Origin of the sequence: Oceanobacillus halophilus (assembly GCF_003628505.1) — a bacterium.
Classification (GTDB): Bacteria; Bacillota; Bacilli; order Bacillales; family Amphibacillaceae; genus Oceanobacillus; species Oceanobacillus halophilus.
In genome coordinates this window covers 42,138-58,464 of sequence record NZ_RBZP01000003.1, presented here as the reverse complement: position 1 = coordinate 58,464, position 16,327 = coordinate 42,138, and the positions used below count along the sequence as shown (strand labels likewise).

General features: G+C 39.0%; 9 protein-coding genes and 2 riboswitches. Of the genes, 1 reads left to right on the top strand and 8 read right to left on the bottom strand.

The window, feature by feature from the left end:
* The first annotated feature begins 119 nt into the window (after nucleotides 1–119).
* The gene (locus tag D8M06_RS06640; RefSeq protein ID WP_121203627.1) at nucleotides 120–1,286 is read left to right on the top strand and encodes an MFS transporter; all 1,167 of its coding nucleotides are present in this window, start codon (nucleotides 120–122) and stop codon (nucleotides 1,284–1,286) included.
* Between the two features lie 215 nt (nucleotides 1,287–1,501).
* Here D8M06_RS06640 and D8M06_RS06635 read toward each other — a convergent pair whose 3' ends face one another.
* The 8 genes from D8M06_RS06635 to D8M06_RS06600 all read right to left on the bottom strand — a co-directional run bounded on the left by D8M06_RS06635 (nucleotide 1,502) and on the right by D8M06_RS06600 (nucleotide 16,117).
* Nucleotides 1,502–3,196 (bottom strand): methyl-accepting chemotaxis protein, encoded by a 1,695-nt coding sequence (locus D8M06_RS06635; protein WP_121203626.1) that lies wholly within the window; start codon nucleotides 3,194–3,196, stop codon nucleotides 1,502–1,504.
* 487 nt (nucleotides 3,197–3,683) lie between these two features.
* On the bottom strand, nucleotides 3,684–4,988 hold the full coding sequence (locus D8M06_RS06630; RefSeq protein WP_121203625.1) for an NCS2 family permease: 1,305 nt from the start codon (nucleotides 4,986–4,988) through the stop codon (nucleotides 3,684–3,686).
* An 80-nt stretch (nucleotides 4,989–5,068) separates the two neighbouring features.
* A riboswitch (purine riboswitch) is annotated at nucleotides 5,069–5,170 on the bottom strand.
* 126 nt (nucleotides 5,171–5,296) lie between these two features.
* On the bottom strand, nucleotides 5,297–6,832 hold the full coding sequence (gene guaA, locus D8M06_RS06625; protein ID WP_121203624.1) for a glutamine-hydrolyzing GMP synthase: 1,536 nt from the start codon (nucleotides 6,830–6,832) through the stop codon (nucleotides 5,297–5,299).
* A 635-nt stretch (nucleotides 6,833–7,467) separates the two neighbouring features.
* Nucleotides 7,468–7,569, bottom strand: a riboswitch (purine riboswitch).
* Nucleotides 7,570–7,623: 54 nt separating this feature from the next.
* The gene (locus D8M06_RS06620; protein WP_121203623.1) at nucleotides 7,624–9,825 is read right to left on the bottom strand and encodes a transglutaminase TgpA family protein; all 2,202 of its coding nucleotides are present in this window, start codon (nucleotides 9,823–9,825) and stop codon (nucleotides 7,624–7,626) included.
* Entirely contained in the window at nucleotides 9,822–11,099 is a 1,278-nt protein-coding gene (locus tag D8M06_RS06615; RefSeq protein WP_121203622.1) for a DUF58 domain-containing protein, read from the bottom strand. The genes D8M06_RS06620 and D8M06_RS06615 overlap by 4 nt, the downstream gene beginning before the upstream one ends.
* Nucleotides 11,100–11,102: 3 nt before the next feature.
* On the bottom strand, nucleotides 11,103–12,059 hold the full coding sequence (locus D8M06_RS06610; protein ID WP_121203621.1) for an AAA family ATPase: 957 nt from the start codon (nucleotides 12,057–12,059) through the stop codon (nucleotides 11,103–11,105).
* A 210-nt stretch (nucleotides 12,060–12,269) separates the two neighbouring features.
* A complete protein-coding gene (locus D8M06_RS06605; RefSeq protein ID WP_121203620.1) occupies nucleotides 12,270–13,805 on the bottom strand; it encodes an AbgT family transporter in 1,536 nt (511 codons plus the stop codon).
* An 809-nt stretch (nucleotides 13,806–14,614) separates the two neighbouring features.
* On the bottom strand, nucleotides 14,615–16,117 hold the full coding sequence (locus D8M06_RS06600) for an amidase (RefSeq protein WP_121203619.1): 1,503 nt from the start codon (nucleotides 16,115–16,117) through the stop codon (nucleotides 14,615–14,617).
* Between the last annotated feature and the right edge of the window lie 210 nt (nucleotides 16,118–16,327).

Below are 16,327 nucleotides of genomic sequence, written 5' to 3'. Positions count from 1 at the left end.
ATATTTTACTTTCTAGTTGTCTACCTTTATTTTTTGCTCAATTAAACACATTTAATTAAAAAAATGTTATAGTTTAGGAACATGCAAACGATAAATCACCTAAGATTGGAGAGAAAATTTTGGCTAGAAGTGAATCATTACTACCTTTAAAAACACTATTATTCAGTTTTCACGCTTCTAATACCGTTATTCTGAGTTTTTTACCATTATATTTACAATATAAAGAATTAAATCAAACGCAAATCGGTTGGGTATTGGCAATTGGACCGCTTGCTTCTATGTTTGCCCAGCCATTTTGGGGATATATGAGTGATAAGTTTAAGACCATAAAATGGGTCTTATTTATATGTGTTATCGGACTTCTTGTCGGAAGTACCCTCTTCTTTCAAATGAATACATTAATCACGATTATTCTAATGGGAGCTGTGTTTTACTTTTTCACCACCCCGATTGGCGCACTTGGGGATAGTCTGGCACAGCGGCGTGCAGATGATTTGAATATCGCTTTTGGATCGATTCGCACTTGGGGTTCCATTGGATTTGCGATTTCTTCTTTAGTAGTCGGGGAAATACTTGCACAAGTTGGAATTCAGTATATGCTGTTTCCTTATTTATTCTTTGGGATGATGGCCATGGTTGCCACCATTAAATTGAAGGATGCTAAAGTAGAATCAGAACCTGTTCGTTTAAAAGATGTAGAGATGATTATTAAAAATAAACCTTTTCTTATCTTCTTGGCATTAGTTGTGTTCATTACCACCAGTCACCGAATGAATGACAGTTATATGGGGCTATATATCACAGAACTTGGAGGCACGGAAGGACTAGTTGGTTTAGCGTGGTTTATGGGTGTAATCGCGGAAGCAGCTATTTTCGCCTTTGCCAGATTCTGGTTTAAGAAATTCCATACCTTAGTTTTCATTATTGCTGCAGGAATTCTATTCTCGCTTCGTTGGTTCCTTTATGCTGCAATAGATGATCCAATTTATATTATTGCACTGCAATTCTTACATGGGTTAACCTTTGGTGTATTTTATACCGCAGCCTTTGAATATGTGACTCGATTAATTCCAAAGATCCTGCAAGCAACAGGACATCTCGTTTTCTTCGCTGTATTCTTTGGTCTATCAGGAATTATCGGATCCCTAACAGGTGGAGTTATCATGGATAACTTTGGTGGAGAATCATTATACCTTCTCATGGGAAGCTTAGCAGCTATCGGAACCATATTACTCACCATTTATCATATACTCCCATACGGAAAACAAAACAAAGCAAGAGGATAAACACGAGTGGTTCTTATTGGTGCCTGGCACTTCCCGGATTTTGTCGAATGCTCAAACCTAGGTCACGGTTGGGATTTAGAACAGGCACTTTTCAGCTCGTGCCTGGCACTTCCCGAAGTTTGTCGAACGGTTGTTTCACTTTCATTTGGAAGTTGTGAAATTCTGCATATTAAGCATAAAGCCAGGAACCTCCTCCTAAGAGTTCCTGGCTTTTTTTATAATTTAAATTTATTTACAATCATGTTCAATTGCTTAGCTATATCTGCTAATTTAGAAGAACGATTTGCTACTTCTTCTGCAGATGCAGTCGATTCTTCTGTTGCTGCTGATACACCTTGCGCACTTGCGGCCATATTTTCATGGGCCTTTTCTAATTGCTTGACATGATGAACGATTTGCTCTGAAGTACTTGCTTCATCATGGATCAATGCGGTTAAGCTGCTAATTTCTTCTGCAATATTACTAACTGCATTTCTTATATTTTCAAGTACTTCCCCTGTTTCATTAACGGTTTGGACTCCTGCTTCAACATGTTGATGACTCCCTTCCATGCTTTCTACGGTTTCTGATATATTTGCAGTGATTTTTGCAATAACCTTCCCTACTGATGAAGCTTCTTTGTTTGACTGTTCTGCTAGTTTTCTAATTTCATCTGCAACAACCGCAAAGCCCTTTCCATGTTCACCAGCTCTTGCCGCTTCTATTGCTGCGTTTAGAGCTAGTAAATTGGTTTGATCTGCAATACCTGTAATTGTTTCTGTTATTTTTTGTATTTCTGTAGTATAGGCATTTAAGTATTCTATTTTTTGTTTGGATTCAGTTGATGATGTTTTAATAGCCTTCATTCTTTCTTCAATTTCTTCTACCTTTTGTTTACCGTTTTTCGCAGCTTCCATTGTATACTCAGCACTATTCACACTAGTATCTGCTTTTTCACTGGATGACTGAATAAGTTTAGCTAGATCAACTAATGATTCAGAAGTCTCTGTTGTCATCTCTGCACCATCTGAAGTACCAGCCGCCACTTCTTCCATATTACTAGATACATGCTCAAGGGCTAACTTCATCTCATTCATGGAGGAAGACGTATAATCAGCATTCTCAACTAAATCATCCGATGTCGCTTTAATGGTTGTAATGACTTGTCTCAAGTTTGCGGACATCTCATTTAAGTTATTGGCCAGATCTCCAACTTCATCTTTACTTTTAATGTTCATATTCTTTTCAGTAATATCACCATTTGCAATCATTCTAGTTCGTTCAATAAGCGTTGAAATTGGTTTTGTTTTCTTCCTAATTAAAAATAACGTTACAACAGCCGCAATCAATAAAGGAATAAAACCAATAATAATTCCCTCTTTCACAACATCCCACGTACGCTCTGCTACAATATCAGCATCAAAGTCGATGACACTAATTGCAACAATTTCTTTGGAAGAATCATGATCTTTAAATATCGGCGCATAGCCAGATATCCGCTCCATCCCACCGAACTCATATATTTCTGAGTATGTTGAATGCTTCTTATCTTTTAAAGTTTGGACAGCCTCTTCATCCATACGAAACTCGTCACCAATAGCAAAACCTTGCTCTTTAAGATTATCGTCAAGTGCTAGAATTTCTCCATCTAAGCTGAGAATATAATGATCCTCAAATATACTCTTATGATCAATCGTCCAGTTCAGTTTTTTGCCAATCTCATGACTTCTATTCCCATTCTGCAAATCCTCAATATCTTGTTCATTTAAAAGTCCAGTAGTAATATTTGCACAACCGTAAGCTTCTGCTCCTGCAGCCTGATAAAGGCTATCATAAGCAGTGTTATATGTAGTAATGGAATTAATAATAACGGTTGCCACAATAACCCCAATAATAATTAATCCCAATCTCCACGTTAATGTCCTTCGCATAGTAAAAACCCCCTATTTAATCTTATCAGAAAACACACAAAAAACCAGGACTTTCGTCACACTAGGTGCCTGTTACTTCCCGATTTTTGTCAAATGCCTTATGTCAGGTCACAGCAGTGTTTGAGTACTAGCTCTTGTTCGGGTGGTGCCTGGCACGCCCCGGGTTTTGTCGAACACCTTACCCCAGTCACGGCAGTGTTTGAGTACTAGCTCTTATTCGGGAGGTGCCTGGCACGCCCCGGATTGGCACGCCCCGGATTTTGTCAAACGCCTTGCCCCAGGTCACGGCAGTGTTTGAGTACTAGCTCTTATTCGGGTGGTGCCTGGCACGCCCCGGATTTTGTCGAATGTGGTATCCCTCGTCACGACTGTGATTGCGAACTATCTCTTTTTCGGGGGGTGCCTGGCACGCCCCTGTGGGCACGCCCCTGTGCCCAAATAAAAAAACTGGAACTTGCTATCTTTAGCAAGTTCCAGTTTTTATCAATTAGTTCAAGAAGATAAAGTATAAAACAAAGATGACAAACAATCCATACATGATTGGGTTAATTTCTTTGGCGCGGCCTTTTACAATCATGGTAATTGGGTAAAAGATAAATCCTACAGCAATACCAGTTGCAATACTGTTTGTTAATGGCATCATAAGTACGGTAAAGAATGCTGGGACTGCAATTTCAAATTGATCCCATTCTACATTTTTCAATTGATTTGCCATCATTACACCGACAATAATCAATGCTGGTGCAGTTACAGCAGATGTCACAATTCCTAGTAACGGTGAGAAGAATAACGCGAGAACAAAGAACCCTGATGCTACTATTGCGGTAAATCCTGTTCGCCCACCAACACCAACACCTGCAGTCGATTCTACAAACGAAGTAGTAGTGGAAGTACCAACCGTAGCCCCTACTACCGTTGCTGCTGAATCAGCGAATAAGGCTTTTCCTGCTCGCGGCAATTTATTATCTTTCACCAAGCCCGCTTGTGATGCAACGGCCATTAAGGTACCCGCTGTATCGAAAAAGTCTACGAATAAAAATGTCAAAATAACAACGAGCATTTCAATCGTAAAGATATCACCAAAATGCATGAATGCTTGCCCGAAAGTTGGCGCTATGCTAGGAACAGACCCAACAATGTCGTTAATCCCTTGTGGTACTGGAACTAATCCAAAGAACATCCCAACAATCGCAGTAACAATCATTCCATAGAAAATACCTGCTTTGATTCCTTTTGTCAAAAGAATAACAGAAATAGCTAGTCCAAAAATAGCAAGTAATACATTTGGAGATGTTATAGCTCCTAATGCTACAAGTGTTGCCTCATCATCAACTACAATACCGGCATTGGTTAATCCAATAAAAGCAATAAACAACCCGATACCAGCACCAACCGCCATCTTTAAGTTAGATGGAATCGCATTAATAATTTTTTCACGAATTCCAGTTAAGGTTAAAACAATAAAAATAAGTCCTGAAGCTAACACACCCGCTAACGCTGTTTCCCAAGGAATTCCTGATCCTAAAACAACTGAATATGCGAAGAAAGCATTTAATCCCATACCTGGTGCAAGAACAACTGGATACTTTGCAAGTAATCCCATAATCAGGGAACCAACCGCAGCAGCCAATGCTGTAGCGACGAAAACCGCTCCTTCATCCATTCCCGCATCACCAAGTGTTGCAGGGTTAACAAATAATATATAAGCCATTGCCAAGAACGTCGTCAATCCAGCAGTAAATTCTGTTTTATAACTTGTCCCCAGTTCTTTAAACTGAAAATAATTTTTCATTACTTCTCCTCCTTAAAAATATAAAAAGCCCTCTTGGAATTTTTCCAAAAGCGCTACTGCAGAAAAAGTAATCGATTATGAATCTATTACTATATCTGCGTAGTCAGACTATTTACGGCAGTCTGGTAGAAACTCTTGGGCCATATCCCCATAATTATACGCATTTCTATTAAATTACAATACTATATTACTATCCTCATCTAACATTGTCAATAAAAGTCGAATATTTTTATAAAAAACAACATTAACGTTTGTGTTTTTCCACTAAAAAATCAGTGAGGCTTCCTATCCTCACTGATTTTGATTACTTATTCCCACTCAATTGTTGCAGGTGGCTTACTTGTCACATCATATACAACACGATTAATATGATCCACTTCATTTACAATACGTGTAGAAATTTTCTCCAGTACGTCCCATGGAATGCGTGCCCAGTCGGAAGTCATTCCATCAATAGATGTTACTGCTCGAATTCCAATCGTATAATCATAGGTTCGTGCATCCCCCATGACACCAACACTTTTAATGTTTGGAAGAACAGTGAAGTATTGCCAAATATCACGGTCTAAACCTGCAGCAGCAATTTCTTCACGTAGAATCGCATCAGATTCACGAACAATTTCTAATTTATCATCGGTTACTTCGCCTAGAACACGAATCGCAAGGCCTGGTCCCGGGAACGGCTGACGCCAAACGATATGATCTGGAATTCCCAATTGAGTCCCTAATTCACGAACTTCATCTTTAAATAATGTATTTAATGGTTCTATTAGTTCAAATTGCATATCTTCTGGAAGTCCGCCAACATTATGGTGTGACTTGATAGTTTGTGCCGTTTCTGTACCACTTTCAATCACATCTGTGTATAGTGTGCCCTGGGCTAAATAGTCCATATCTTTCAGTTTATCTGCTTCATCATCAAATACATAGATAAACTCATTACCGATAATCTTCCGTTTTTTCTCCGGATCATCGACTCCTTTTAACTTAGATAGGAAACGATCTTTGGCATCGACTTTAATAATATTCATGTGAAAATCGTCAGCAAACACTTTCATGACATCATCTGCTTCATTTTTACGAAGCAAACCATGATCAACAAAAATACAGGTCAACTGGTCACCGATTGCTTTATGGATAAGTGCAGCAACAACGGAAGAATCCACACCACCGCTGAGTGCGCATAATACTTTCTTATCGCCAACTTTATCTTGGATATTCTTCACTTCCTGCTCAATAAAGTTCTTAATACTCCATTCTCCTTTGCTTTCGCACACATCAAAAACAAAGTGGCGTAATACATCATTTCCATATTCAGAATGACGGACTTCTGGATGAAACTGCACCCCGTAAAGTTTCTCAGAAGGGTTGCTCATTGCTGCAATCGGCGTAGATGGACTTGTTGCATCCACTTGAAAAGCTGGCGGTTCTGCTGTCACCTTATCCCCATGACTCATCCATACTGTCTGTTTATCTGGTGTATCTTTGAAAAGAATTGGCTGATTATTTAAATCGATAAGTGCTTTTCCATATTCACGGTTTTTTGCCTTTTCTACCTTCCCATCAAAGTGAAGTGCCATTAATTGCATGCCATAACAAATTCCGAGTACTGGAATGTCTAAATCAAAAATCTTTTCATCACAACGAAAGCTATTCTCATCATAAACACTATGAGGACCACCGGAAAGAATAATGCCCTTTGGATTCATTTCCTTTATTTCTTCTGCTGTTAATTTATGAGAGTGCAGTTCACTATACACACCAAATTCTCGGATTCGCCGAGTAATTAGCTGATTATATTGACTGCCAAAGTCTAATACGAGAATCATTTCTTCATTCCCCATGATTTATACGCTCCTATCTATTTAAGTAATCTATCACCAGTATTATCTGAAACCCCAGTAAAACAAAGGTTCTTTTCTAAAAGATTGTTGCTTTTTTAAAATGACTTTACCTTACATTTTATATAGAGTCCTAATATCTTTAATTCAGAATACTACTCTGTCTCCACTACGGAAATACACTACGCTTTCCGCGGGGAGCTGGTGAGCCTCCTCCGTGCTGACGCACTACGTAGTCTCACCGATGCTCTTCTTCCCGCAGGAGTCTCCGTGTATTTCCTCCGCTAAGTTCCTGCGCTATTTGATTTTAAGTAAATAAATTTATTTTATACGAAGAACAACTATCCCAATCGTGACATTACGGACTTCAGCTATAAAAATATCTAGACCATCTAACATAGCGGAGGCTGAAACCGTGCCCGCAAACCGGTAGTTTTCTGCCGGAACGATTGCCAGCAGAAAATTTTCATAAGTGAAAGCGAGAGCTAACTATTCTAAATTAAATCAAGGAATTTCTATCAACTATAAAACCTCAATAAGCAACAAACTATACAAAAAAGCTAAAACAAAAAACTTGAACTCCTACTTTTCATAGCTAAAAAGCTACAAAAAGGCAGAAATCCAAGTTTATGATCAACCATAAGATTATCTGCCTTCATAGTCAGGGCATTTACGGTGCCCCGGTAGAAACTTTCGAACCATATTTTCGAGGATATACGAAAGGCGTCTATTTAAACTTTTTTTCAACACACACTATTAATATCTTCTTATTCTACTAACCAACTAACACAAGGTCAACCCATTATTTGATTGATTAAATTTTTCCATAATTTCGTTAGTTCATCCGGTTGTTTAATGGTTTCTTCATTTTTATAAAGCATGCGTTCATAATAACTGGTAAGCTGTCTCATTTCACTTGTCCCAAAGTTTGAATCTATTACGCGAGCGTATTCTCTTAAAGTTTGGTCTGGGTCTTTACCATGTCCTTTACGATGCAACAATTTGATCAGATAATGATAGGCATCTTGAAAGGTTTTAGCATTAGTTGATTTAGTTAGTTTTGCTGACATGAACCTTGTTTGCCAACGATATCTTGTTTTATAAATAACCATGCTTAGGCCGCTCAGTATGATAAGGATACTAATACTAGGCCACCAATTCCCCTCGGAGGATTCTGTATTGTCTATGGATTGGCCAAAGGCAGGCTCTGCTTCTTCTTCCTCTATTTGTTCTTGCTGTCCTAGCTCTTCGTCTGCATCGCTCCCTGTGGCCTCTATCGTATCATCACGATTCTCCCTCGCATTTGGATCTTCTCCCATATGAAACTCAGTCGGGTTTGAGAATCCTTGGGTTGGCTCAAAGGGTACCCAGCCAGATTCTGGGAAATACACTTCTACCCATGAGTGTGCATTCGCATTCGTAACCTGATAGACATCTTTCTCATCCCCAGGATTATTTTCCACCAAATCTCCGCTCGTAAATCCTTTTGCCCATCTTGCTGGAATATCTAACGAACGAAGCATGACAACCATAGAGGTGGAAAAGTTATCACAGTAACCGACTTGGGATTCAAATAAGAATTGATCCACATAGTCTTCATTCCCTTGAGGCACTGGCACTTCGGTCGTTTGGTATTCGAAACCATTACTGCTGAAATACCTTTCGATCGCTTTTGCCTTGTCATAACGCGTGTCTTCATTACCGGTAATTTCCTCAGCTAATTCTACTACTCTTTCCGGTAAATTAGACGGAACCTGTGTATACTGATCCATAATCTCTTGTGGGTCCGACTCACTGCTATTTCTCAATGTATGGATAGCAAAAGACGGATTTTCATACTGCATTTGATAGCCTACCATTTCTTCTGGAACTTGAAAATCCGTCCGAACCGACTCTGAAAGACTATCGTAAGAAAATATCGTACCTGCTCCAGTCAATTCTTTGGATTTTGTTACACCATAGGGATAAATAAGCTTGCCAATAGATGTATTTTGCAGTTCTAAATATCCATCGATACTGTCCGTTTCAACTGAATCTGCAAAAGTTTCCAGAGGAATATTTCCATCTTCTAATTCCTGATATTCTGGTTCATCGGACAATTCCCAGCCTTTCCCTGTATACACATCCTTTGTTTCAATTCGCCAGTAATGCTGTTCTTGAACCTCTGCTTTAAAAACAGGAGTGTAATCCTGAACAAACGATCCTCCCAATCTAGAATCATCTTCTCCATACCCTACTTTTTGTATGGTGCCACCGCCCCCGCCAGCACCTTGAGAAGCACTATATATAAACGGGACTGGGTCTGGCCACTTTGGTTCTGCCTTTGGAACGATAAAGCCAATGAACGTTGTAAAAAGGACCATAGCAATTAATGGACCAAGCCATGCAGAAGTCCTTTTCATCCACGTAAAACGAATGGATTCTTGGTCAAACTCTTTCAATAAATTAGCGATGGCAAGGGCAATTAATGAAATAACAAATGCACGAACGACTGAAATACCAGCATCATACGCGGTAAATGTATCCAATACGGTCAAATAGATGAAGGTTAATAATACAAACAGGAAAATACGTTTCATCTGTACAAACCAATAGTGAAGCAAATAACTCATTAACCATATTAATATTAAAAACAGAAAACTTCGGAATAAGGGGGTCAAATAATAGAATTCCTGTGAAAAAAGTGCCTTCATATTAAAAGAAAATTCTAGTATCAGCTGTTCCACCCATAGCGGACTAAAGATCATTTGATCAAAAAACAACCCATGAACAACAAACATAAGTCCAAATCCTTTTAATATAAAGGAAATCCACCATTTGAACTGAAACAATGAAATGATAAAGCAATAAATGGCAAATAGGATAAACACGGTTACATTTCTAGTGTCTGTAATATCTTCCAAAGGGTGCAGCCATTCAAGAAATAAGAAGAAACTGCAAAGATACAGTAGAGAGGTGTAGAAAACAGTCGTTTTACTTTGTTTGTTTTGATTCATTTCAAAGTCACCTCAATAGGCTTGTTTACTAGATTTACTTCTGTTATTACCTGCATACCTATCCCTTCTATCTGAAGTTGTCCAATTATTTGCTGCTGGATTTCAGTGATATACGAACTAGACTGAATATAAATCACCTGAACATATTTCATTCGTCTGTTTATTTGTTGGACCGTTTGTTTGAATTCTTCATCCATATTTGTTGTAATCAAAAATACGATATCTCCATTGCCAATACGCATTATTTGCTCTTTTAACTGACGGACAAACGGTAGATTGCCAGTAGGATGGACTCTAGTCAAATGATCAGCAATTAAGTTCTTCGATACTCTATCTTGATGCATTGGAAAATAAGATATTTTTTGTTTATCTCCTCCAACAGAAAGCAAGCTAACTTCCGTATTCTTCTTTCGTATAGCTTCCACCAAAGAAAGTGTTATTTCAACGGAAGCCTCATATGCTAAAGGATTAAGTGAGGCATAATAACAGTTATCTAGAATAAGTAAAATATTAGTGCTTTTTTCCTGTTCAAATTCCTTTGTCATCACTGTGTTTTTTCTAGCCGTTTGCTTCCAATCAATCCAAGAAAAGCGATCCCCTGGCTCGTATTCACGTACACCTGCAGCAACATTCGTATTCGTAATTGTATTACTAATAGAAGATACCGTCCCCTGTTCAAAATTACTAATCGTTTCCGTAATCCTTACTGGTAACTGATTGGGGGTAGCGACTAATTTATTTTTCACCGTAAAGATTTGTTCCTTTTTCACAAAACCAAAGATATCACCAGTTCGGACGCGTATTGCTTTTAGTTGATGTTCTCCTCTCGGGATTTGTGAGAGAGAATAATCAATTAAAATAGTACGTTTAAATCCTGGAAATACAGCTTTTTTAATTTTTCGGGGCAAAATTAATTTATTTGGCTGATCCATAAGATGGTATTTTGCATGTCCACTATCCATTTTATTTAATGACTCTGAAAAAGTCTCTTCCAGCGTACAATAATAGATAGGAAACGGAAATCTTCTCTGAATGCGTATCATTACAGAGACACCGTCACCTGCACGAATAACCTGATGGGATAATTGTCGGGATACTTTCCAATTATTGATTGGATATAACAAAAATCCAAGTTGATAAAGTAAAATGGGTAAAAAACCAGAAAAGAGGAACCAGCTTACAAACCCTCCCTGAAACATGGCATAGGAAAACAATATAGCAATTAAAATCACAACAAAAAGCAGATTTCCCAGAAGCTTTAGTGATTTTTTCATCAACTAAAATTCCTTTCGTATAGGAATATGGGTTGTTTTCACAATGTGATCAATAACATCTTCACTGGTCATTCCTTCATATTTTGCCTCAGAGGTAAGTATAATCCGGTGTCCCATCACATGAGGCGCCAAATATTTCACATCATCAGGCAGAACATAATCTCGTCCATATATATAAGCAAATGCCTTCGCTGCTTTCATCAAGGCAATAGATCCCCTCGGACTTACCCCTAAATAGATGGCATAATCTTCACGGGTTTTGGTTACTAGATTAACAATGTACTGTTGGATATTCTTATCAATATAAACCTCTCGAACTTCTTTTTGCACATCCATTAATTCATCCTTCGTCATTACCGCATCAATTTCTTCAATTGGATGGTTTCTCGATGTACGCTCTAGAATCTCTAATTCTTCCATAAACGTCGGATAGCCCATCTTCAGCTTTAAAATAAAACGATCTAACTGCGCTTCTGGCAAGGGATACGTCCCTTCATACTCAATTGGATTTTGGGTTGCCATAACAAAGAAAGGCTTTTTAAGAGGTATCGAATTACCGTCAACTGTAACATTCTTCTCTTCCATTGCTTCGAGGAGAGAAGATTGTGTCTTAGGTGACGTACGATTAATTTCATCCGCAAGAATAATATTTCCTAAAATCGGACCAGCACGAAACTCAAATTCTAGTTCTTTGGGGTTATAGATAGATATGCCTGTTACATCTGATGGTAATAAATCTGGGGTAAATTGTATTCTTCTGAAATCACAATCCAATGACTTTGCCAGTGCACGAACCAGCATGGTTTTCCCTACCCCCGGGACATCTTCCAGCAAGACATGACCTTCTGCAAGCAAAGCTACTAAGCTAAGTGTCGCCACATCCTCTTTACCAATCATTACTTTATTAATATTCGCCAACACTTTTTCGATTTTTTCATTATATACAGTTGTACCTTGCATGAATTCCTTCGCCCCTCTCGTTTGCCAAACACGTTACTATAAATAGCTATATATTATAACTATACAAGAAAAGACTTTCAAGTAAAAGTAGAAGTATTTGTAAAATTAGTATAAACATACTAGAGATTCTTTAAACTAGTATTCTATCTTAAAAAGGATGAGTATTCTAAAAAATGCACCACTCCATAACGAGTAGTGCATTTTCATTATTTACTGATATAAAATTCCTGCACCAGGTCCAAGTGGCAAACCAAATAGCATCCAAACAATAAGTAACAGAGTCCATCCCACTAAGAAAACTAACGAGTATGGAACCATCGTGGAAATCAATGTACCAATTCCCATTTTCTTATCATACTTCTGAGCAAAAGCAATAATAATTGCAAAGTACGTCATTAATGGAGATATGATATTGGTTGTTGAATCAGCTACACGATAAGCCATCTGAGTAAGCTCTGGTGTATAACCCAATTGCATCATAATTGGCACGAAAATTGGTGCCAACATCGCCCATTTTGCAGAGGCACTTCCAATAAATAAATTAATAAACGCAGTTATTAAAATAAACATTAAAATCAATGGAATTCCAGTTAAATTAATACTATCTAAAAATTCCGCTCCGTATACTCCTAGAACTAATCCCATATTGGATTCATTGAAGTAAGCAACAAACTGACCTGCTGTAAATGCTAATACAATAAACATTCCCATGGATGCCATCGTATCGGTCATTTGTGCAGCAACATCTTTATCATTTCGGATAGATTTTGTAACCATTCCGTAAACTAGCCCTGGAATGAAGAATAAAATTGCTATGATTGGTACAAGAGAACCCATAAATGGTGACTGAATGATTTGATCCACCCAGTTTCCTTCCGTTCCTCTTAAAGGTGCATTTTCAGGTAAGATAAGGAGTGATACAAGTACGGCAGAAACTAGTACAGATACACCAGCCCAAATTATACCTTTTTTCTCTACAGCTGTTAATGTTTCTAGTTTTTCACGATATTCACCTTTGTACTCTCCTAAGCGCGGCTCCACAATTCGCTCGGTTACCCACGCACCAATAAGTGTAAGCAGGAATGTAGAAACAATGATGAAGTAATAGTTCATCGCAATACTCATTGAATCCGCATAAGCAGGATCAATGACAGCTGCTCCCGCAATGGTAAGCTCCCCTAACATGGCATCCGTACCAGATAGGAATAAGTTGGCACTAAATCCAGCCGAAACCCCAGCAAAAGCTGCTGCTAGTCCAGCTAACGGATGACGACCAAGCGCTGCAAAAATTAACGCACCAAGTGGTGGCAAAACAACATATCCAGCATCAGAAGCCACACTGGACATGACACCAGCAAAAACTAACCCTAACGTAATAAAGCGCTTCGGTACAGATAAAACAAAGCCTCTTAGCAACGCACTAATTAACCCAGAACGTTCAGCTACACCAATCCCTAGCATGGTTAGAAGCACAACGCCTAATGGGGCAAAGCCAATGAAGTTATCCGTCATACTGGTAAAAATATATTGTATTCCTTCTGCACTTAATAGATTTTCAATCTCAACCATTTCCCCTTCACTTCCAGGGTGCTCCACACGAATACCTAATGGTTGTAAAAGTGCAGAAAGAAGAAGAACTGCTAATGCTAATATTGCAAATAATGTAACCGGGTGAGGCAACTTATTTCCAACCGTTTCAATACCATCCAATAACCGTTGAAATAAACCTCTTCTCTTTTTATCCATACTGTCTTCCTTTCTACATCTTTTGGTTAATATTCTGAAAATAATATTCTTTATATAAGCCAAGTTACATTATAAAATGTGAAATTCATAAAAGAAACCCCTAGAAAAGAAGTAGAAATTGTGAAACATTTCTCACGATTGACTGGAATTGAATTGGGTTATGTGCGACTTCGGTGTTTTTGGTGGTGTTGCGCTCGGTTTATGGATGTTGCTCTCGGTTTATAGGCGGTTCTCGCTTTTTCATAGGCGTTCCACTCTTTTTATAGGCGCTCCGCACTTTTTATAGGCGCTCCACTCTTTTTATAGGCGCTCACCTCTTTTTATAGGCGCTCCTCGCTTTTTATAGGCGCTCCGCACTTTTTATAGGCGTTCCTCTACTTTTATAGGCGCTCCTCTCTTTTTATAGGCGCTCCACTCTTTTTATAGGCGCTCCTCTCTTTTTATAGGCGCTCCACTCTTTTTATAGGCGCTCCACTCTTTTTATAGGCGCTCCGCACTTTTTATAGGCGTTCCTCTACTTTTTATAGGCGCTCCACTCTTTTTATAGGCGTTCCACTCTTTTTATAGGCGCTCACCTCTTTTTATAGGCGCTCACCTCTTTTTATAGGCGCTCACCTCTTTTTATAGGCGCTCACCTTTTTTTATAGGCGCTCACCTCTTTTTATAGGCGCTCACCTCTTTTTATAGGCGCTCCACTCTTTTTATAGGCGCTCACCTCTTTTTATAGGCGCTCCTCTCAATTTACAAGCACTCCTCTATCTTTACAGGCGCTCCACACTAAGCATTCCCCTCAACCACCGATCTCCATTTCACTCAAAATATGGATTCCCACTCATCCCAACCCATAGTGCTGATTGTTCCAATTGATGGGCTAACTTTAGTAACCGATGTTCTTCTCCTTTTTGCGCCATTACTTGTACACCTAGTGGCAACCCCTGATCAGATACATGAACAGGAACTGACATTGCAGGTTGACCTGTTAAGTTGGCTAATTGTGTAAATGGTGTATAGGTTAAACTAGGTAAAAACATATCATAGACAATCTGTTGCTGATTCTCGGTATTTCCGCTCGCTTCATCTATGGCATCGGCCAACTTATCACAGTCCGCTTGATTGGGAGTTAATTCTCCTATTTTCGGTGCTGTATAAGCTGTTGCAGGTGTGATAAAAAAGTCATACATTCTATGGAAGTTTGCCATTTTTTCTGCAGCTAGATCCCAAGATGATAGGCTTTTGCTATACATGGCTGCTGATACTGACTTCCCTGCCTGATGCAGCACCCATGGCTCTATTTCCACATGTTCTGCAGTGATTTTGCGCCCTAAGGCGTGCTCTAGGCTGAGAATGGTTGCGTTCATTTCCCCACTGTTCATTACATAGTAATCTTTCATTAATTGAATACCATCTACAGGGCTATCCACCTCTTCAACATGGTGACCTTGAGATTCCAGCCATTTTACTGTTTTATGAACTGCTGCTACAGCATCCTCCGAAACTGATGTGCCCACAGGGGACTTGGTTGAAAAACCAATGTGCAGTTTCTGACCAAATCCTTCCGACATGGATTGAACATAACTTCCTGGGAATAGTGGCGTTTGGAAAGCAGCTTCCGGTTGTACAACTTGGAGGAGATCTAACATTGCTGCACTATCCCTGACACTCCTGCTTAAGACAAAGTTAATCGATGCTCCTTGCCATTGCCTTCCATATCCAGGACCAACAGGTGTTCTTCCCCTTGTAGGTTTTAGTCCGAATAAACTGGTGAAAGATGCTGGTATACGTATCGAACCACCGCCATCGCTTGCACCTGCGAGCGGAATTACACCCGAGGCTATTGCTGCGGATGCTCCACCACTGGACCCTCCGGGAGAGTGCTCGCTATTCCACGGGTTACGTGATGGACCGTATAATGCTGGTTCTGTGATATTTTTCAGTCCAAATTCCGGAGCATTGGTATGTCCCATAAAATGAAATCCCGCATCCCGAAACTTCTTCACAAAATACGAATCATGTTTGGATTGATTTCCTTGCAGCAATTTCGAACCAGAGGTCATTGGCTCGCCTTCCACACTTTGGGAGATATTTTTCAATAACATGGGCACACCGGCAAATGGTGCTTCCTCTAAATTCATTCGTTCTGCTTCATCTAAAACTTTTTCTTTTCTTGTATGGGTCGTCACATTTAACGTTGGATGAACTTTTTCCAGTTGCTCAAAAGCTGTTTCTAACAACTCTCTTGCTGACACTTCTTTTCTGCGAATTAATCCTGCCATTTCAGTAGCATCTAATGTCTTATACGTATCAAAATTCATATGTAAACACCTCATTGGAATCATTTTACAATAGTCTATCACTACTATAAAAACAGTTCCAATACTAGTCCTTATTTGTTTGACTATTCGTGAGTTTCCGTACTTTCCTTACTTTTCTTCTGCGCTTTTCTTTTTGTTGCTTCTCATTCTCTTTTGTGTTCTTAGTCTGCCCTTGTCCCCCATTATCCTGCTGATTTTTCATCCTAATCA